This window comes from Streptomyces cinereospinus (genome assembly GCF_042430725.1).
GTDB classification, from domain to species: domain Bacteria; phylum Actinomycetota; class Actinomycetes; order Streptomycetales; family Streptomycetaceae; genus Streptomyces; species Streptomyces cinereospinus.
In genome coordinates, this window is record NZ_JBHMCY010000001.1 from 37,885 (window position 1) to 55,026 (window position 17,142).

Annotated in this window: 15 protein-coding genes; 7 read left to right on the plus strand and 8 right to left on the minus strand. The window is 72.4% G+C overall.

What is annotated here, in order from left to right; genetic code table 11:
* The first annotated feature begins 18 nt into the window (after nt 1-18).
* Together ACFF45_RS00160 and ACFF45_RS00165 are read left to right on the plus strand one after the other, a co-directional pair.
* Entirely contained in the window at nt 19-1,014 is a 996-nt protein-coding gene (locus ACFF45_RS00160; RefSeq protein WP_381340145.1) for a helix-turn-helix domain-containing protein, read from the plus strand.
* Nucleotides 1,011-1,505, plus strand: a complete 495-nt coding sequence (locus ACFF45_RS00165) for an LURP-one-related/scramblase family protein (RefSeq protein ID WP_381340148.1) — start codon at nt 1,011-1,013, stop codon at nt 1,503-1,505. The genes ACFF45_RS00160 and ACFF45_RS00165 overlap by 4 nt, the downstream gene beginning before the upstream one ends.
* 33 nt (nt 1,506-1,538) lie before the next feature.
* Here the strand turns inward: ACFF45_RS00165 and ACFF45_RS00170 are convergent, their stop codons facing one another.
* Nucleotides 1,539-2,369, minus strand: a complete 831-nt coding sequence (locus ACFF45_RS00170) for a carbon-nitrogen family hydrolase (RefSeq protein ID WP_381340151.1) — start codon at nt 2,367-2,369, stop codon at nt 1,539-1,541.
* Between the two features lie 219 nt (nt 2,370-2,588).
* Between ACFF45_RS00170 and ACFF45_RS00175 the strand changes: the two genes are divergently transcribed.
* The gene (locus ACFF45_RS00175) at nt 2,589-3,413 is read left to right on the plus strand and encodes a maleylpyruvate isomerase family mycothiol-dependent enzyme (RefSeq protein ID WP_381340154.1); all 825 of its coding nucleotides are present in this window, start codon (nt 2,589-2,591) and stop codon (nt 3,411-3,413) included.
* A gap of 288 nt (nt 3,414-3,701) precedes the next feature.
* Here ACFF45_RS00175 and ACFF45_RS00180 read toward each other — a convergent pair whose 3' ends face one another.
* Entirely contained in the window at nt 3,702-5,003 is a 1,302-nt protein-coding gene (locus tag ACFF45_RS00180; RefSeq protein ID WP_381340157.1) for an MFS transporter, read from the minus strand.
* Nucleotides 5,000-5,653, minus strand: coding sequence for a GntR family transcriptional regulator (locus ACFF45_RS00185; protein WP_381340160.1), 654 nt, complete (start codon nt 5,651-5,653; stop codon nt 5,000-5,002). Before ACFF45_RS00185 ends, ACFF45_RS00180 begins: the two co-directional genes overlap by 4 nt.
* Before the next feature lie 227 nt (nt 5,654-5,880).
* Between ACFF45_RS00185 and ACFF45_RS00190 the strand changes: the two genes are divergently transcribed.
* Nucleotides 5,881-6,780, plus strand: a complete 900-nt coding sequence (locus ACFF45_RS00190; protein ID WP_381340162.1) for a D-alanyl-D-alanine carboxypeptidase family protein — start codon at nt 5,881-5,883, stop codon at nt 6,778-6,780.
* A 94-nt stretch (nt 6,781-6,874) separates the two neighbouring features.
* Here the strand turns inward: ACFF45_RS00190 and ACFF45_RS00195 are convergent, their stop codons facing one another.
* From ACFF45_RS00195 to pdhA, 3 genes are read right to left on the minus strand one after another with little or no spacing between them, the layout of a single operon-like run.
* Nucleotides 6,875-8,305: a dihydrolipoamide acetyltransferase family protein gene (locus tag ACFF45_RS00195; RefSeq protein ID WP_381340165.1), complete on the minus strand. Its 1,431-nt coding sequence runs from the start codon at nt 8,303-8,305 to the stop codon at nt 6,875-6,877.
* A gap of 10 nt (nt 8,306-8,315) precedes the next feature.
* Entirely contained in the window at nt 8,316-9,296 is a 981-nt protein-coding gene (locus ACFF45_RS00200) for an alpha-ketoacid dehydrogenase subunit beta (RefSeq protein WP_381340168.1), read from the minus strand.
* A 2-nt stretch (nt 9,297-9,298) separates the two neighbouring features.
* Complete coding sequence (gene pdhA / locus ACFF45_RS00205; protein ID WP_381340170.1) at nt 9,299-10,474, minus strand: pyruvate dehydrogenase (acetyl-transferring) E1 component subunit alpha; 1,176 nt, start codon at nt 10,472-10,474, stop codon at nt 9,299-9,301.
* Nucleotides 10,475-11,030: 556 nt separating this feature from the next.
* Between pdhA and ACFF45_RS00210 the strand changes: the two genes are divergently transcribed.
* The gene (locus ACFF45_RS00210; protein WP_381340172.1) at nt 11,031-12,047 is read left to right on the plus strand and encodes a phosphotransferase; all 1,017 of its coding nucleotides are present in this window, start codon (nt 11,031-11,033) and stop codon (nt 12,045-12,047) included.
* 18 nt (nt 12,048-12,065) lie between these two features.
* On the opposite strand, the gene ACFF45_RS00215 is transcribed toward ACFF45_RS00210, so the two are convergent.
* Complete coding sequence (locus ACFF45_RS00215; RefSeq protein ID WP_381340175.1) at nt 12,066-13,742, minus strand: protein kinase domain-containing protein; 1,677 nt, start codon at nt 13,740-13,742, stop codon at nt 12,066-12,068.
* A 337-nt stretch (nt 13,743-14,079) separates the two neighbouring features.
* Here ACFF45_RS00215 and ACFF45_RS00220 point away from each other — a divergent pair, with 337 nt between their 5' ends.
* The gene (locus ACFF45_RS00220; RefSeq protein WP_381340177.1) at nt 14,080-15,738 is read left to right on the plus strand and encodes a protein kinase domain-containing protein; all 1,659 of its coding nucleotides are present in this window, start codon (nt 14,080-14,082) and stop codon (nt 15,736-15,738) included.
* A gap of 80 nt (nt 15,739-15,818) precedes the next feature.
* On the opposite strand, the gene ACFF45_RS00225 is transcribed toward ACFF45_RS00220, so the two are convergent.
* Nucleotides 15,819-16,355: a bacterial proteasome activator family protein gene (locus ACFF45_RS00225; protein WP_381340180.1), complete on the minus strand. Its 537-nt coding sequence runs from the start codon at nt 16,353-16,355 to the stop codon at nt 15,819-15,821.
* A 167-nt stretch (nt 16,356-16,522) separates the two neighbouring features.
* Here ACFF45_RS00225 and ACFF45_RS00230 point away from each other — a divergent pair, with 167 nt between their 5' ends.
* Nucleotides 16,523-16,987: a hypothetical protein gene (locus tag ACFF45_RS00230; RefSeq protein ID WP_381340182.1), complete on the plus strand. Its 465-nt coding sequence runs from the start codon at nt 16,523-16,525 to the stop codon at nt 16,985-16,987.
* The last annotated feature ends 155 nt before the right edge of the window (nt 16,988-17,142 follow it).

The following is a 17,142-nucleotide window of genomic DNA, read 5'->3' on the forward strand; positions in this document are numbered from 1 at the left end:
GAGTGCTAGGAATCGCACATGGCGCAACGATCGTCTCACCCGCATCGCGTGGCCGTCGTCGTCGACGAGGGCACCAATCCGTTCGAGGTGGGTGTCGCCACCGAGCTGTTCGGGCTGCCGCGGCCCGAGCTGGGGCTGCCGGGACCGCTGTACGAGGTGGTGCTGTGCACGCCCGCACCCGAGGTGCGGATAAACCACGGGTTCTTCGTCATGGCGGGTACGGCGGGTCTCGATGCCGTCGATGGCGCCGACACGCTCGTCGTGCCGGGGCGGCCCGACAACATCGCACCGCGTTCCGCGCCCGTGCTCGACGCCATCCGGCGTGCCCACGCGCGCGGGGCACGGATCCTGAGCTTCTGCACCGGCAGCTTCGCGCTCGCCGAGGCCGGGCTGCTGGACGGGCGGCGGGCCACCACGCACTGGATGTGGGCCGAGGCGTTCCGGCAGCTGCATCCGCGGGTGCGGCTGGAGCCGGACGTGCTCTTCGTCGACGACGGCGACATCCTGACCGCCGCGGGCAGCGCGGCCGCACTCGACCTCGGGCTGCACGTCCTGCGCCGGGACCACGGCGCCGAGATCGCCAACGCCGTCTCCCGGCGGCTGGTGTTCGCCGCGCACCGGGACGGCGGCCAGAAGCAGTTCGTGGAGCGGCCGGTGCCCGAGGTGCCGGACGAGTCCCTGGGCCCGCTGCTGGCGTGGGCGCAGGAGCGGCTCGGCGAGCCGCTGACCGTGGCGGAGCTGGCGGCGCGGGCCGCCGTGTCGCCCGCCACGCTCCACCGGCGCTTCCGGACCCAGCTCGGCACGACCCCGCTGGCGTGGCTGACCGGGGAGCGGGTGGCGCTGGCGTGCCGGCTGATCGAACGCGGCGAGGAGCGGCTGGACGTGGTGGCCGCGCGCAGCGGGCTGGGCACGGCGGCGAACCTGCGGGCGCGGCTGCGGCGCGCGACCGGGCTCAGCCCCTCGGCCTACCGGCGGCGTTTCGGACCGGCCGCCGGGGAACCGCTCATGGCATGAGATTCCTGGTACGCGAACGGCTCCTCGGCCTCGGTGACGACTACTGGATCGAGAACGACAGGGGCGAGAGGGTCTTCCTCGTGGACGGCAAGGCCATGCGGCTGCGGGACACCTTCGAGCTGAAGGACACCCAGGGGCGGGTGCTGGCCGACATCCGGCAGAAGATGTTCGCCCTGCGCGACACGATGCTGATCGAGCGGGACGGCGAGCCGCTGGCCCGGATCAGGCGCAAGCGGCTGTCGCTGCTGCGCAACCACTACCGGGTGAGCCTGGTCGACGGCACCGAGCTCGACGTCAGCGGCAGGATCCTCGACCGCGAGTTCGCCGTCGAGTACGACGGCGAACTGCTCGCCGTGGTCTCCCGCCGCTTCCTGCACGTGCGCGAGACGTACGGCGTGGACGTCGTCCGGGACGACGCGGACCCGGCGCTGCTGATCGCGGTGGCGGTGTGCGTGATCCATCTGGCGGACAAGGAGCGGGAGGACGACTAGTGCCGCGGCAGGCGCCCGCCAGGGGTCTCCCAGCTAGGGCCTGCCCCGGTGCGGTTCGGCCGCGCTGCGGCGCCGGGGCCGCTCCAGGCCCAGCACCCGGTCCTTCAGCACCGGGAACCGCTCCCGGACCGCCGCCACCTCGCCGGGTTCGTACTCCACCGTGAGGACCTCCTCGCCCGCGCCGGCCTCCGCCAGCACCTCGCCCCACGGGTCGACCACGATCGAGTGGCCGGACTGCGGAACTCCGGCGTGCGTCCCGGCCGTCGCGCACGCGAGGACGAAGGCCTGGTTCTCCACCGCCCGCGCCCGGGCCAGCAGCGTCCAGTGGGAGCGCCGGCGCTCCGGCCACCCGGCCGGGACCACGAAGGTCTCGGCCCCCACGTCGACGAGCCCGCGGAACAGCTCGGGGAAACGGAGGTCGTAGCAGGTCGCCAGGCCGAGCGTGGTCGCGCCCGGCATCCGGACGGTCACCAGGTCGTCGCCCGCCCCCATCAGCACGGCCTCGCCCTTGTCGAAACCGAAGCGATGGATCTTGCGGTACGCGGCGACCAGATCACCGGAGGGGGAGAAGACGAGCGAGGTGTTGTAGAGCGGCCCCTCGGGGTCGCGCTCGGGGATCGAGCCGGCGTGCAGCCACACGCCCGCGTCGCTGGCGGCCTTGGCCATGGCCTCGTACGTCGGCCCCTCGATCGGCTCGGCCTCCGGGCCGAACTCCTCGTGGGCGAAGGCTCCCGTCGTCCACAGCTCCGGCAGCACCACGAGGTCGGCGCCGACCTGCTCCCGCACCAGCGAGACCGCCCGCTGCCGACGTTCCTCGACCGATTCGCCCTCGTCTACGGCGATCTGGATCAGAGAGGCGCGCACACTACCACCGTCCTGGCATTCGATCCGTCCACACAGGCCTACGATCGTCACACGAAACCACTGCCGGGCTGCCTCACAGCAGCGTAGCTTGGGGGTCCCCCCTGTTCGAGCGCAGCCGAGAACCGGGGGAGTCCCAAGACACCCGCCGAGTGCAGCCACCTCCCACTGGCACCGCCGCCACAAACTGCCCGTGTACCGACCGCCGAGGGGTCCCGTTCCGTGAGTCTGCATCCCACCCTCCAGCCCTACGCCGACGCCTGGACCCACTCCATCGAAGCGATATCCGAGCTGGTGCAGCCCCTTGTCGAGGGCGAGTGGAACCGGCGGACCCCGTGCCCCGGCTGGTCCGTGCGGGACGTCGTCTCGCATGTGATCGGCCTGGACTGCGAGATGCTCGGCGATCCGCGCCCGATCCACGCCCTTCCGCGCGACCTGTTCCACGTCACCAACGACCACCAGCGCTACATGGAGATGCAGGTCGACGTACGCCGCCACCACACGGCGCCGGAGATGACCTCCGAGCTGGAGTACACGATCATCCGGCGCAACCGCCAGCTGCGCAACGAGTCGCGCGACCCCGGCACCAAGGTGCGCGGCCCGCTCGGCAGGGAACTGACGCTGGAGGAGTCGATGCGGGGCCACGCGTTCGACGTGTGGGCGCACGAGCAGGACCTGCGCGCCGCCCTCGGCCGCCCCGGCAACCTCGACTCCCCCGGCGCCCACGTCGCCCGGGACGTCCTGCTGGCCGCGCTCCCGGACGTCGTCGCCGCCAAGGCGAACGCGCCGCGCAGCTCGGCGGTCGTCTTCGACGTGCACGGCCCCGTCGAGTTCCTGCGCACCATCCGCGTCGACATCCAGGGACGCGGCACCCTGGAGACGGCCCCGGCCCTCGGCCCCGCCGCCACCCTCACCCTCGACTGGGAGACCTACGTCCGCCTGGCCTGCGGCCGCGTGACGCCCGAGGCGGTCGCGGACCGGGTCAAGTCGGAGGGCGACCCGGAGCTGACGGCGGCCATCCTGCGCAACTTCCCGGTGACGCAGTAGGCGGCGGGCGGTACGAGTCCGGGGGCGACAGCCCCCGGGACGCCCCCGCGGCGCCCCCACCAGCCGCCCCCCACCGCTCGCCGGACGCCCCACGGCGCCACCCACCGCCCGCTGGACACCCTCAGCGCGGCCCCACCCACCCGCCGTGCGGCGCCGCGCACCGGACCGCACCACCGGATCCCCGGCACCCGGCACCTGGCACCCGGCTCTCGACGCCCGCATCGGATCCTCGGCGCCCGCCGCTCAACGCCGCGTGCCGGACACCCCCGCCCGGCGTCCAGGCGTCGTCTAGGCGGGGACGTGCACCGTCTCCACCCGGCTGGCGACCAACCGCTCGCGTTCCCGCCGCGCCGCCCGCTTGCGCAGTCGCAGCACCTGCGAGACCCCCAGCGCCTGGAGCACGAACACGGACGAGAAGGCCACCGTGTAGTCGTCGCCGGTGGCGTCCAGCAGCGCGCCCACCGCGAACAGCGTGGTCATGGAGGCGACGAAACCGCCCATGTTGGTGATCCCGGACGCCGTCCCCTGGCGCTCCGGCGGATTGGCCGGACGGGCGAAGTCGAACCCGATCATCGAGGCCGGCCCGCACGCGCCGAGCACCGCGCACAACGCGACCAGCAGCCACGCCGGCGCCCGGTCGGCCGGGTAGAACACCGTCGCGGCCCACAGCAGCGACGTCGCCCCCACCGTCCCGAGCGCCAGCGGCAGCCGCGCCCCGTGGTGCCGGGCGACGATCTGGCCGTAGACCAGTCCGACCGCCATGTTCGACAGCACGACCAGGGTGAGCAGCTCACCGGCCGTGGCCCGGGACAGCCCCTGCGCCTCGACCAGGAAGGGCAGTCCCCACAGCAGCAGGAACACCATCGCCGGGAACTGGGTCGTGAAGTGCACCCACAGCCCCAGCCGGGTCCCCGGCTCCCGCCAGGACGCGGCGATCTGCCGTCGGACGTACGCGGCCCCCAGGTGCGGCACCGGTTCCGGCTCGTGTCCCTCGGGGTGGTCCCTCAGGAACAGCAGGAGCAGCACGAAGACCACCACGCCGGCGAGCGCGCTGCCCGCGAACGCGGCCGTCCAGCCGATGCCGTGCAGCAGCCGGGCGAGGACGAGGGTGGAGACCAGGTTGCCGGCCATGCCGGCCAGCCCGGCGAGCTGCGCGACCAGCGGGCCGCGCCGGGCCGGGAACCAGCGGGTGCCCAGCCGCAGCACGCTGATGAACGTCATCGCGTCCCCGCAGCCCAGCAGCGCCCGCGAGGCGAGCGCCGTGCCGTACGAGGGGGACAGGGCGAAGCCCAGCTGCCCGACCGTGAACAGCACGACGCCCAGCCCGAGCACCTTCTTGGTGCCGAGCCGGTCGACCAGCAGGCCGACGGGTATCTGCATCCCGGCGTAGACCAGCAGCTGGAGGATGGAGAACGTCGACAGCGCGGAGGCGCCCACGTCGAAGCGGTCGGCGGCGTCCAGGCCAGCGACCCCCAGCGAGGTGCGGAAGATGACGGCGACGAAGTAGACCGAGACGCCCACGCCCCAGACGGCGACGGCGCGCCGGCCGCCGGGCGGGTCTCCGGGCAGGGACACCGAAGCAGAGGTCATCGCACCTCACCCCGCGCCAGGTGCGAGAACCAGCCGATGTGCCGGTGGACCACGTCGACGGCCGCGTCCGGGTCCCCGGCGCGCAGGGCGTCCAGGATCTCCTGGTGCTCGCTGAGCGTCTTGGCGATCCGGTCGGGGTGGGAGTGCATCACGGCGACGCCCATCCGCAACTGCCGGTCGCGCAGCTGGTCGTAGAGCCGGGACAGGATCTCGTTGCCGCCGCTGCGCACGATCTCGGCGTGGAAGCAGCGGTCGGTGACGGCGGCGCCGGCCAGGTCCCCGGCGGCGGCCTGCTCGCGCTGCCGCTCCAGCAGCTCCTCAAGGCGCCCGATGAGCCCGGAGGACGCCGGTACGGCCTTGCGCGCGGCGTGCTCCTCCACCAGCAGGCGGGTCTCGACCACGTCCGCGATCTCCTGCGCGGAGACCGGCAGGACCAGGGCGCCCTTCTTCGGGTACAGCCTGATCAGGCCCTCGGCCTCCAGCCGCAGCAGCGCCTCGCGCACCGGTGTGCGCGAGACCCCGACGGCGTCGGCCAGCTCCCCCTCGGTGAGGAGGGTGCCGCCTTCGTAACGGCGTTCCAGGACACCTTGCTTGACATGGGTGTAGACGCGGTCGGCGGCAGGGGGTTGCCTCACGGCGGCCAGGGTCATGCCGACAGGATAGATACAACACGTACGCATAGGGGGGACGGTCCAGCATGCGGACCCCGTCCGGGGCGCGCCGGCGCCCGCCCCGCGCTTCCGCGGAAGTTTCCCGCCGTGACCCAGTCGGCGCACAACCATCCGTGCCCGTCACGTGTCACACAGGTGCGGCCTGCTGCACTCCCGTCCAACTCGGCCGCGCCACAGGGGCATTCGACGTATTCGGGGTATCTCAGTTGATAAACGGCATCAAGGGCGTCCGCATCCGCAGAGCCGTCGCCGTCACCGCGACGGCCGGCGCCGTGTTCACCACCGGAGCCCTCACCGCGGCACCCGCGCAGGCCGTCACCGCGCCGACGATCGTCGCCGCGGGCGGCTACCTCATGAACAACGCCAACGGCGCGACGCTGTACACCAAGGCGGCCGACACCAAGCGCGCCACCGGCTCCACGACGAAGATCATGACCGCCAAGGTGGTGCTGTCCCAGCCGAACCTGAACCTCGACGCCAAGGTCACGGTCCAGAAGGCGTACAGCGACTACATCGTGTCGAAGAACGCCTCCTCGGCCCGCCTGATCGTCGGCGACAAGGTCACCGTCCGCCAGCTGCTCTACGGGCTGATGCTGCCGTCCGGCTGCGACGCCGCCTACGCGCTCGCGGACAAGTTCGGCACCGGGACGACCCGGGCCGCGCGTGTGAGCTCGTTCATCGGCAAGATGAACACCACGGCCCGTCAGCTCGGCATGACCAACACGAAGTTCGACTCGTTCGACGGCATCAGCAACGGCTCGAACTACTCCACGCCGCGCGACCTGACGAAGCTCGCCAGCAACTCGATGAAGAACGCGACCTTCCGCGCGCTCGTGAAGACGAAGTCCACGAAGCAGAAGGTCACCACCGCGAACAACGGCTACCGCTACTACACCTGGACCAACACCAACACGCTGCTCAGCAACTACAGCGGCGCTATCGGCGTGAAGACCGGCTCCGGCAGCATCGCCAAGTACTGCCTCGTCTTCGCCGCCACCCGCAACGGCAAGACCGTCATCGGCACGGTCCTCACCTCCACCTCCGCGGCCCAGCGCGAGGCGGACGCGAAGAGGCTGCTCAACTACGGCTTCGCCCGCCTGGGCTGAGCGGAACCGGACATGCCGGGGGCGGGAGCCGTGCACCCCCTGCGGGGTACGCGACTCCCGCCCCCGGTCCGTCGCGCGGCGGCCGGCGGCTCCGCTACGCCCAGGTGATCAGCCGCTTCGGCTGCTCCAGGATCGCCGCCACGTCCGCCAGCACCTTGGACCCCAGCTCGCCGTCGACCAGCCGGTGGTCGAAGCTGAGCGCCAGCGTCATGACCTGGCGGGGCTTGACCTTGCCCTTGTGGACCCACGGCTGGAGCTTGATCGCGCCGACCGCGAGGATCGCGGACTCGCCGGGGTTGAGGATCGGCGTGCCGGTGTCGACGCCGAAGACCCCGACGTTGGTGATGGTGACCGTGCCGCCCTGCATCGCCCCCGGGGAGGTCCTGCCCTCGCGGGCGGTGGCGACCAGCTCGCCGAGCGACGCGGCCAGCTCCGGCAGGGTCTTGTCGTGCGCGTCCTTGATGTTCGGCACGATCAGGCCGCGCGGGGTGGCCGCCGCGATGCCCAGGTTGACGTAGTGCTTGAGCACGATCTCCTGGGCGGCCTCGTCCCAGGACGCGTTGATGTCCGGGTTGCGCCGGATCGCCACCAGCAGCGCCTTGGCGACCAGCAGCAGCGCGTTGACCCGCAGGCCCGCGAACTCCGTGTCCTCCTTCAGCTCCTCGACCAGCTTCATCGTGCGCGTCACGTCGACCGTCACGAACTCGGTGACGTGCGGCGCGGTGAAGGCCGAGCCGACCATCGCGGCGGCGGTGGCCCTGCGGACCCCCTTGACCGGCACGCGGGTCTCGCGCGCCGTGCCGTACGGGGGCACGGCGGCCGGGGCGTGGGCGGCGGGTGCCGCGACCGGCGTCGGCGCCGCCGGCTCGGGAGCCGCCGTCGGAGCCGCCGCCGCGTGCACGTCCTGGCGCGTGACGATGCCGTCCGGACCGGTCGGGGTGACCGTCGCCAGGTCGACGCCGAGGTCCTTCGCCAGCTTGCGCACCGGCGGCTTGGCGAGGGGGCGCCGCTGCGGGACCGCGGTGGCCGGGGCGTGGGCGGCGGGCGCCGGTGCGGCCGGAGCCGGGGTGCCCTGCCCGCCGTGGCCGTTCGGCTCGGGCTGGACGGCGGCGGAGGCGGGCTGGACCGGCACCTCCGGGCCCTTGCGCGGGCGGCGCTTGGTGGCGGAGGCGGACACGCCGTACCCCACCAGGACCGGCCGGCGGCCCTCCTGCTTCGGCTCCTCGGCCGGCTCGGCGGGCGCCTGCGGCGCGGCCGCCCCGCCACCGCCGACGTCCACCGCGATGATCGACGTGCCGACGTCGACCGTGGTGCCCTCGGGGAAGTGCAGCGCGTGCACCACGCCGTCGTAGGGGATCGGCAGCTCCACCGCCGCCTTCGCCGTCTCCACCTCGCAGACGACCTGGCCGTCCGTGACCGTGTCGCCGGGCCGGACGTACCACTTGAGGATCTCGGCCTCGGTCAGGCCCTCGCCCACGTCGGGCATCTTGAACTCGCGCACGGACGCTTCCGTCATCGTCGTCACGCCCCTCTCCTCAGTACGCCAGCGAGCGGTCGACGGCGTCGAGCACGCGGTCCAGGCCCGGCAGGTACTCCTCCTCCAGGCGGGCCGGCGGATAGGGGACGTGGTAGCCGCCGACCCTGAGCACCGGGGCCTCCAGGTGGTAGAAGCACCGCTCGGTGATCCGGGCGGCGATCTCCGCGCCGGAGCCGAAGAAGACCGGCGCCTCGTGGACGACGACCAGGCGGCGCGTCTTCTCGACCGACGCCTGGACGGAGTCGAAGTCCAGGGGCGAGATCGAGCGCAGGTCGAGGACCTCCAGCGACTTGCCCTCCTCGGCGGCCGCGTCCGCGGCCTCGTGGCAGAGCTTCACCATCGGGCCGTACGCGGCGAGCGTGAGGTCGGTGCCCTCGCGGGTGACCCGGGCCTTGTGCAGCGGGCCGGGGATCGCCTCCGTGCTGACCTCGCCCTTGTCCCAGTAGCGCCGCTTGGGCTCGAAGAAGATCACCGGGTCGTCGCTCTGGATCGCCTGCTGCATCATCCAGTAGGCGTCCGAGGCGTTGGACGGGGAGACGACCTTCAGACCCGCCACGTGCGCGAAGAGCGACTCGGGGGACTCCGAGTGGTGTTCGACCGCGCCGATGCCGCCGCCGTAGGGGATGCGGATGACGACCGGCAGCTTGACCGTGCCCAGCGAGCGCGCGTGCATCTTCGCGAGCTGCGTCACGATCTGGTCGTACGCCGGGAAGACGAAACCGTCGAACTGGATCTCGACGACGGGGCGGTAGCCGCGCAGGGCCAGGCCGATCGCGGTGCCGACGATGCCGGACTCGGCGAGCGGGGTGTCGATGACGCGGCTCTCGCCGAAGTCCTTCTGCAGGCCGTCGGTCACCCGGAACACACCGCCGAGCTTGCCGACGTCCTCGCCCATGATGACGACCTTGGGGTCGGTCTCCAGGGCGCGGCGCAGCGACTCGTTGATCGCCTTGGCCAGGGCCATCTTCTCCACAGCCATGTTCAGACCCCCTCTACGTCCGCGAACGACGCCTGGTAGGCGGCGAACCGGGCGCGCTCCTCGTCGACGAGCGCGTGCCCGTCCGCGTACGCGTTCTCGAAGATGGCGAAGCGGTCCGGGTCCGGCATGGCACGGACCGATTCGCGCACTCGCCTGCCCAACGCCTCGCTCTCGGCCTCCAGTTCCGCGAAGAATCCCTCGTCCGTGTGGTGTGCGGACTCCAGGTGGCGGCGCAGGCGCAGGATCGGGTCCTTGGCCTCCCAGGCGGCGCGCTCGTCGTCGTGCCGGTAGCGGGTGGGGTCGTCGGAGGTGGTGTGGGCGCCCATGCGGTACGTGTACGCCTCGACCAGCGTCGGTCCCTCGCCGCTGCGGGCCCGCTCCAGCGCCCACTTGGTCACCGCGAGGCAGGCCAGGACGTCGTTTCCGTCGACGCGGACGCCGGGGAAGCCGTAGCCCTGCGCGCGCTGGTAGAGCGGGACGCGGGTCTGCTTCTCGGTCGGCTCGGAGATCGCCCACTGGTTGTTCTGGCAGAAGAACACCACGGGGGCGTTGTAGACCGCCGAGAAGGTGAACGACTCGGCGACGTCGCCCTGGCTGGAGGCGCCGTCGCCGAAGTAGGCGACGACCGCCGAGTCCGCGCCGTCCTTGGCGACGCCCATCGCGTAGCCGGTGGCGTGCAGGGTCTGGGAGCCGATGACGATCGTGTAGAGGTGGAAGTTGTTGCCGTTCGGGTCCCAGCCGCCGTTGTTGACCCCGCGGAACATGCCGAGCAGGTTGGTCGGGTCGACGCCGCGGCACCAGGCCACGCCGTGCTCGCGGTAGGTCGGGAAGACGTAGTCGTCGTCGCGCAGGGCGCGGCCGGAGCCGATCTGGGCGGCCTCCTGGCCGAGCAGCGAGGCCCACAGGCCCAGCTCGCCCTGGCGCTGCAGTGCGGTCGCCTCGGCGTCGAAGCGACGGGTGAGCACCATGTCGCGGTAGAGGCCGCGGAGCTCTTCGGGGGTGACGTCGGCGACGTACCGCTCGTACTCGGCGTTCTTGACGCGCTCACCCTCGGGCGTCAGCAACTGGACGAGTCCGGGCTCGGTGCCCTCTGCGGTGGTGCGGGTGGTGCGCTTGGTGCCGGCTTTGCCTCCGGCGCTGCGTCGCGGCTTGCGCGCGGCAGTGCTCTCCACGGTCACGTGTGCTCCTCCGTCGGTCCGGCCCCCGGGATCGCCGGGCAGGCCAGTGCGGCTCACCTGTTCCGACCCCGGGCACGGGGTGGGTGCCACTCGGCCGGAACAGGCGTGACAGGTGCCCCGGCGAGCGCCCTGCAACAGTCACGTTACCCAGTGCTCCACATTTCTGTGAAACCCCTTCTGACCTGCGTTTTTGCTTGGAAATCCAAGTAAATCGACACGCCGGGCAGGGGCCCAGGTCACAGCCTTGCAGGGGGCCGGAACACCGGCACGTTATCCCGCTCACCCAGGTCACGGGAAGAGTCGGCGTGTGAGACCCGCCTTGTACGCGAAGACGGAAAAATCCGGGTACCGCCACCGTCCGGCGCGGGCGGGCACCGGCGTGCCCAGGCTGCCGCATTCGCGGCCCGTCTGCAGGCCGCGCATCAGTGACCACGCTTATGTCCACTCTTGTGACCGAAAGCGACCACTGACGACTTTCTGTGACAACGCCCAGCTCACCCGTCCGGCGGGGTGCCCTAGCATCTGGCGCGTGCCGCGCCCTTGTGTACCACCCGCCATGCCCCACGCGCCCCCGCTGAGCGCCCTCCTGAGCCGCTACGCCGCCGGCTCGGCCCTCACCTGCGACCCCGTCGACCAGGGCCTGCTCAACCGGGGCTACCGGCTCCGCACCACCCGCGGCCGCTACTTCCTCAAGCACCACTTCGACCCGGACACCGCCGACCCGGCCGCCATCGAGCGCCGGCACCGGGCCACCCAGCGGCTGGCCGACCTCGGCGTCCCGGTGGCCCCGCCGCTGGCCGGGCGCGACGGCCGTACGGTCACGGTGGTGGGCGGTCACGCCTACGCCCTGCACCCGTGGATCGACGGCCGGCACCGGCACGGCGGGCAGCTCAGCACCGGTCAGAGCGCGCGCCTGGGAGCCCTGCTGGGCGCGGTGCACGCGACCCTGGAGCGGGTGATGCCGCCCATGGGACGCACCCCGTCGGCCGCCGGCCCGCACCCCGTGGAGAGCGCCGACCCCGCCGACACCTTCGGCCTGATCGACGACCTCCTCGCGCGCGTACGCCGGCACCGCCCCGCCGGCTGCTTCGACGAGCTGGCCCGCCACCGCCTCCTGGAACGGCGCGCGCTGCTGGAGCGGCACGCGGACCGGCGCCCTCCGCGCGGTGGCTCGGTGGGCTGGGTGCACGGCGACTTCCACCCGTTCAACCTGCTCTACCGGGGGGACGCGCCGGCCGCGATCGTCGACTGGGACCGGCTCGGCGTGCAGCCCCGCGCGGAGGAGGCCGTACGCGCCGCCGCGATCTTCTTCGTCCGGCCCGCCGGGACCCTGGACCTGCCCAAGGTGCGCGCCTACGCGCGCGCGTACCGGCGGGCGGCGGCGGCCACGCACGCGGAGCTCGCCGCGGCGGTGCACCGGGTGTGGTGGGAGCGGCTCAACGACTTCTGGATGCTGCGCTGGCACTACGAACGCGGCGACACCCGCGCCGACCCCCAGTTCCCGGCCGCCTCGGCGCTGGCCGTGTGGTGGACGCGGGAGTACGACGCGGTGTGCGGGGCGTTCGCGGCGTGAGGCCCGCGCGGGAGCGGCTCAGAGGCCGCCGCCGCCGTCGGCGCCGCTGATGACGCCCCCGTCGGTGCCACCGGTGTCCGTGCCACCGGTGTCCGTGCCACCGGTGTCGGTCCCACCCGTGTCGGTCCCGCCGGTGTCCGTGCCGCCCGTGTCGGTCCCGCCGGTGTCCGTGCCGCCCGTGTCGGTACCGCCGGTGTCCGTGCCGCCCGTGTCGGTACCGCCCGTGTCCGTGCCGCCCGTGTCCGTGCTCCCCCCGGTCTCGCTCGGCGTGGTGTTCGTCGGCTCGTCCGTCGGCCCCTCGCTGTAGGACGGGGACGGCGTGTACGACGGCGTGTAGTCGCCCCAGCCGGAGCCGGAGTTGCCGCTGTCCTCGGTGGAGGTGTCCGTGGACTCGTCGGTCGCCTCGTCGCTCGGCGACTCGCTGGACGTCTCGTCCCCGGTGCTCCGCGAACTGGTCGGCGACGGGGTCGTCCCGCCGCCGCCACCGCCGCCGTTGTTCAGCGCGAGCGCGACACCGGCCACGATGGCGATCACCGCGAACGCGGCGAGGATCCACAGCTTGCCGCGGCCGCTGCCCCGGTTGCCGTGGCCCTCGAAACCGCCGTCGTCGCGGCCGCCGTAGCCCGAGATGATCGGCTGCGGGATCTGGGTGGTGCCCTCGACCGAGTTCGGCAGCACGGCCGTACCCGCCAGGCCCATCGCCGGGGTCCTCCCGGGGTCGTGCGCGGCGACGGGGCCGGTGTTCCAGGTGCCGGTGTGGCCGCCCTGGTCGTACAGCATCTGGAGCGCGTACTGGACCAGTCCGCGCATCTCCTCGGCGGTCTGGAAGCGGTCGTCGGGCTCCTTGGCCAGGGAGCGCATCACCAGGCCGTCCAGCTCCGGCGGGGAGTTCTCGGACATCTCGGACGGCGGGGTCGGGATGTCCTGAACGTGCTGGTAGACCACCGACAGCGGGGTCTCACCGACGAACGGCGGGCGCAGCGCGAGCAGTTCGTACAGCAGGCAGCCGGTCGCGTACAGGTCGGAGCGGTGGTCGACGGCCTTGCCGAGCGCCTGCTCCGGGGAGAGGTACTGCGGGGTGCCCATGACCATGCCGGTCTGCGTCATCGTCGTGGACGCGCCGTGCAGGGCGCGGGCGATGCCGAAGTCCATCACCTTCACGGCGCCGTTGTGCGTGATGATGACGTTGGCCGGCTTGATGTCGCGGTGCACGATGCCGTGCTGGTGCGAGTAGGCCAGCGCCTCCAGGACGCCGGAGACGATGATCAGGGCCTGCTCCGGGCCGGGCGCCTCGGCGTTGTGCAGGAGGTCGCGGATGGTGCGGCCCTCGACGATCTCCATCACGATGTACGGCACCGACTGGCCGCCCACGAAGTCCTCGCCGGAGTCGTACACGGCGACGATCGCGTGGTGGTTGAGGCCGGCCACCGACTGGGCCTCGCGCGTGAAGCGGGCCTTGGAGACCGGGTCCTCGGCGAGGTCGGCGCGCAGCAGCTTGACCGCCACGGTACGGCCGAGGCGTACGTCCTCGGCCGCGAACACCTCGGCCATGCCGCCCCGGCCGAGCCTGCGGGTCAGCCGATATCGGCCGTCCCCGACCAGCCCGCCATTACCCCACGTCTCCGGCGCATCTGACATCCCGCCGCCAGTCGCCTCGGGGTCGGACGGGCCCTGAGCGCGCTGCTGCTGTGCCATCGGTCCTCGCCGTCGTTTCTGCCCGCGGTGCGCGCGGTGTTGTCACGGTCTCCGTCGGCCACGCTACAGCCTTCACGCAAGCCACCGGTCCGGGCAGGGGACCGGGACCGGTCCGGGACGGGCGGGCCGTGGAACCGGCCATCAAACCCCCGTGCCGTCGCGTCGTGCAAATCCTGCGCACCGGCCGTACGGCCGCTGTAACGCTTCCGCGACGCTTCTTGCGCGTACGGTCACGGAACGGGCACCGAGCTTGACGTGTCAGTGCCCTGGGGCAGACTTGGCCGGTAATCGCACTGTGGATCAACGGCGCCTGACGGCTTACGGGGGATACGGGAACATGAGCCAGGACGGCGCGCAGGGCCGGTACGCGGGGCGGGCTCTCGCCGGTGGCCGCTATCAGCTGCGCGACTTGCTCGGCCAGGGCGGCATGGCCTCGGTGCACCTCGCCTACGACGCCGTGCTCGACCGTCAGGTCGCCATCAAGACCCTGCACACCGAACTGGGCCGCGAGCAGGCGTTCCGCGAGCGGTTCCGCCGCGAGGCGCAGGCCGTGGCGAAACTCACGCACACCAACATCGTCTCGGTCTTCGACACCGGCGAGGACACGCTGTCCGACGGCGGCGCCGCCGCGGGCGACGGCATGCCGACGCCGTACATCGTCATGGAGTACGTCGAGGGCCGCCCGCTCGGCTCGGTGCTCGACCAGGACGTGCGGCAGTACGGCGCGATGCCCGTCGACAAGGCGTTGAAGGTCACCGCCGATGTGCTCGCGGCGCTGGAAGTCAGCCACGAGATGGGCCTGGTCCACCGGGACATCAAGCCGGGCAACGTGATGGTGACCAAGCGTGGTGTGGTCAAGGTCATGGACTTCGGCATCGCCCGCGCCATGCAGTCCGGGGTCACCTCGATGACCCAGACTGGCATGGTCGTCGGCACCCCGCAGTACCTCTCGCCGGAGCAGGCGCTGGGCCGCGGCGTGGACGCCCGCTCCGACCTGTACTCGGTCGGCATCATGCTGTTCCAACTGGTCACCGGGCGGTTGCCGTTCGACGCGGACTCGCCGCTGGCCATCGCGTACGCGCACGTGCAGGAGGAACCGCCGGCCGCGTCCTCGATCAACCGCTCGCTGCCGCCGGCCGTGGACGCGCTGATCGCCCGTGCGCTCAAGAAGAACCCGAACGAGCGTTTCCCGACGGCCGACGCCATGCGCGGCGAGTGCCTGCGCGTGGCGGCCTCCTTCCAGGCGGCCCCGCCGAGCATCGTGCCGGGCGCGCCGGCCCAGAGCGGCGCGGGCGTCGGCTCCGCGGTGTTCCCGCCGGTCGACCAGGCCGCCCCGGCGCCGCCGCAGGGCGGCGTCCAGACGCCGTACCAGCCGCACCCGACGCCGAACCCGTACGGCACGCCGGCGCCCTCCCCGGCGTACGGCTTTCCGCAGCAGGGCGGCTACCCGACGCCGCACGCCGGGTACGGGCCGCAGCAGCCGCCGGGAACACCGCCGCCGTACACCATCTCGCCGCAGACGCAGGCGCCCCCGAGCGGGGGCGGGAACAACCGGCCGGTGGTCATCGGCTCGGTCGTCGTCGCCCTCCTCGCGGTCGGCGGCCTCGTCACGGCCCTCGCGCTGAACAACGGCGGCGACGGGGGCACCCCGGGCGGGGGCGGCGCGGCGAGCACCTCCGCCTCGTCCACCGAGATGGCGGGCTACCGCGGGCCGGACACGACCAAGACGATCGAGCAGGAGGAGTGCGCGGAGCCGGAGGAGTCGTACAACGACCCCGACAAGATCCGGATTCCGAACTTCCAGTTCAAGAACATCACGTCGGTCAAGGCGTGCCTCCAGGCCGCGGGCTGGCAGCTGAAGGTCAAGGACTACGACGAGAACACGTACGGCGACGGCACGGTGATGAACCAGTTCCCGTCCGCCGGGACGGACGTGGACCCGCAGGACATGCCGGAGATCGAGCTAGAGGTGTCCACGGGGTACCCGGCGTCGTAGGGAAGCTCTTCAGCAGTCCGCGGCAAAGCTCTTCAGTAGAGAGGGCCCGGCGTGTGCCGGGCCCTTCGTGGGTGCTTGCCTTACAGGTACGGTCCGCCCGAGCGGCCGCCCGTGCGGGGGTCGTCGCCCTCCGCGGTGAGGCCCGGCGGGAGGGCGCGGCGCATCTGCTCCAGCTGGGCCCGCGCCGCCATCTGCTGGGCGAACAGCGTGGTCTGGATCCCGTGGAAGAGCCCCTCCAGCCAGCCGACCAGCTGGGCCTGCGCGATGCGCAGTTCGGCGTCGCTGGGGGTCCCCTCGTCGGTGAACGGCAGGGAGAGCCGTTCCAGTTCCTCCACCAGCTGCGGCGCCAGGCCGTCCTCCAGCTCCTTGACCGAGCTCGCGTGGATCTCCTTGAGCCGGACCCGGCTGGCCTCGTCGAGCGGAGCCGCGCGCACCTCCTCCAGGAGCTGCTTGATCATGCTGCCGATCCGCATCACCTTGGCCGGCTGCTCGACCTGCTCGGTCAACGGGGTCTCGTGGGAGTCGTCGTCCCCGCCGCCCAGTGCCATGCCGTCCTGGCCCACGACCAGGATCCGCTGGGCGTTCTCCGGCGACCGTTCGTTGCTCGGCATCTCCATGCCGTCATTCTCTCGCACCCGTCCACCCCATCATCGAGGCGCCCCCCGTGCAGCGTGATCCGCCGATTACCACCACTTGGCCGCGTCCGGAATGCCGTGCTCCATCAGCGATGTGAGGCTTGTCCCGTCGATTGTGGCGACCTGTTTTCCGGGAGGGGGTCACTGACGTGACTCCAAGGCGGCACGTGGAGCGTGCGGCGGGGGTGGTGCTGGGGGCGACCGTGAGCACGCTCGTGCTCACGTGCGGCACCGTGGCGTCGTACGACGGGAGGGTGCCCGCGGCGAGTGGGGAGCCGTCCGGCTCCGGCTCGCCCTCCCCCTCGGCGTCGGTGGAGCCCAGCTGGGCCGGGAGCCGGGCCGGTGAGGGGCGGCTGCGGCCGGGGCGGCCGGAGGAGCCGTGGCCCGGGACCGCGACCACCCGCCGGAGCGCCGAGGAGGACGGACCGGCACCGCCGTCGGCGTCCGATCCGGGCGCGGACCCGCACGAGGACGAGTCCGTGCACCAGGTCGCGGACTCCGATGTGACCGAACCGGTGCTGCGGATCCTGCCGTTGGGCAGCGGACTGGTGCTCATCGGCCTCGGCCTCGGGCTCGCCTTCGTGGCGTTGCGGGTGCGCCGCGCGCGGGGATGAGACCGGGACGCGGGAGCCGCGTCCACGCGGGTAATGCCCGTCCATGCGCGCGAGGGGGTACGAGCCCACGCACGGGGAGCAGGCGCGCGAGGGGGTACGGGCCCACGCACGGGAAACAGGCACGCACGGGACACGAGCCCACGCACGGGAAACAG

Coding starts and splice junctions, on each gene's coding strand:
- ACFF45_RS00160 (WP_381340145.1), top strand. CDS start 19: ATGGCGCAACGATCGTCTCACCCGCATCGCGTGGCCGTCGTCGTCGAC.
- ACFF45_RS00165 (WP_381340148.1), top strand. CDS start 1,011: ATGAGATTCCTGGTACGCGAACGGCTCCTCGGCCTCGGTGACGACTAC.
- ACFF45_RS00180 (WP_381340157.1), bottom strand. CDS start 5,003: ATGACCTCTGCTTCGGTGTCCCTGCCCGGAGACCCGCCCGGCGGCCGG.
- ACFF45_RS00185 (WP_381340160.1), bottom strand. CDS start 5,653: ATGACCCTGGCCGCCGTGAGGCAACCCCCTGCCGCCGACCGCGTCTAC.
- ACFF45_RS00200 (WP_381340168.1), bottom strand. CDS start 9,296: ATGGCTGTGGAGAAGATGGCCCTGGCCAAGGCGATCAACGAGTCGCTG.
- ACFF45_RS00210 (WP_381340172.1), top strand. CDS start 11,031: ATGCCCCACGCGCCCCCGCTGAGCGCCCTCCTGAGCCGCTACGCCGCC.
- ACFF45_RS00215 (WP_381340175.1), bottom strand. CDS start 13,742: ATGGCACAGCAGCAGCGCGCTCAGGGCCCGTCCGACCCCGAGGCGACT.
- ACFF45_RS00220 (WP_381340177.1), top strand. CDS start 14,080: ATGAGCCAGGACGGCGCGCAGGGCCGGTACGCGGGGCGGGCTCTCGCC.
- ACFF45_RS00225 (WP_381340180.1), bottom strand. CDS start 16,355: ATGGAGATGCCGAGCAACGAACGGTCGCCGGAGAACGCCCAGCGGATC.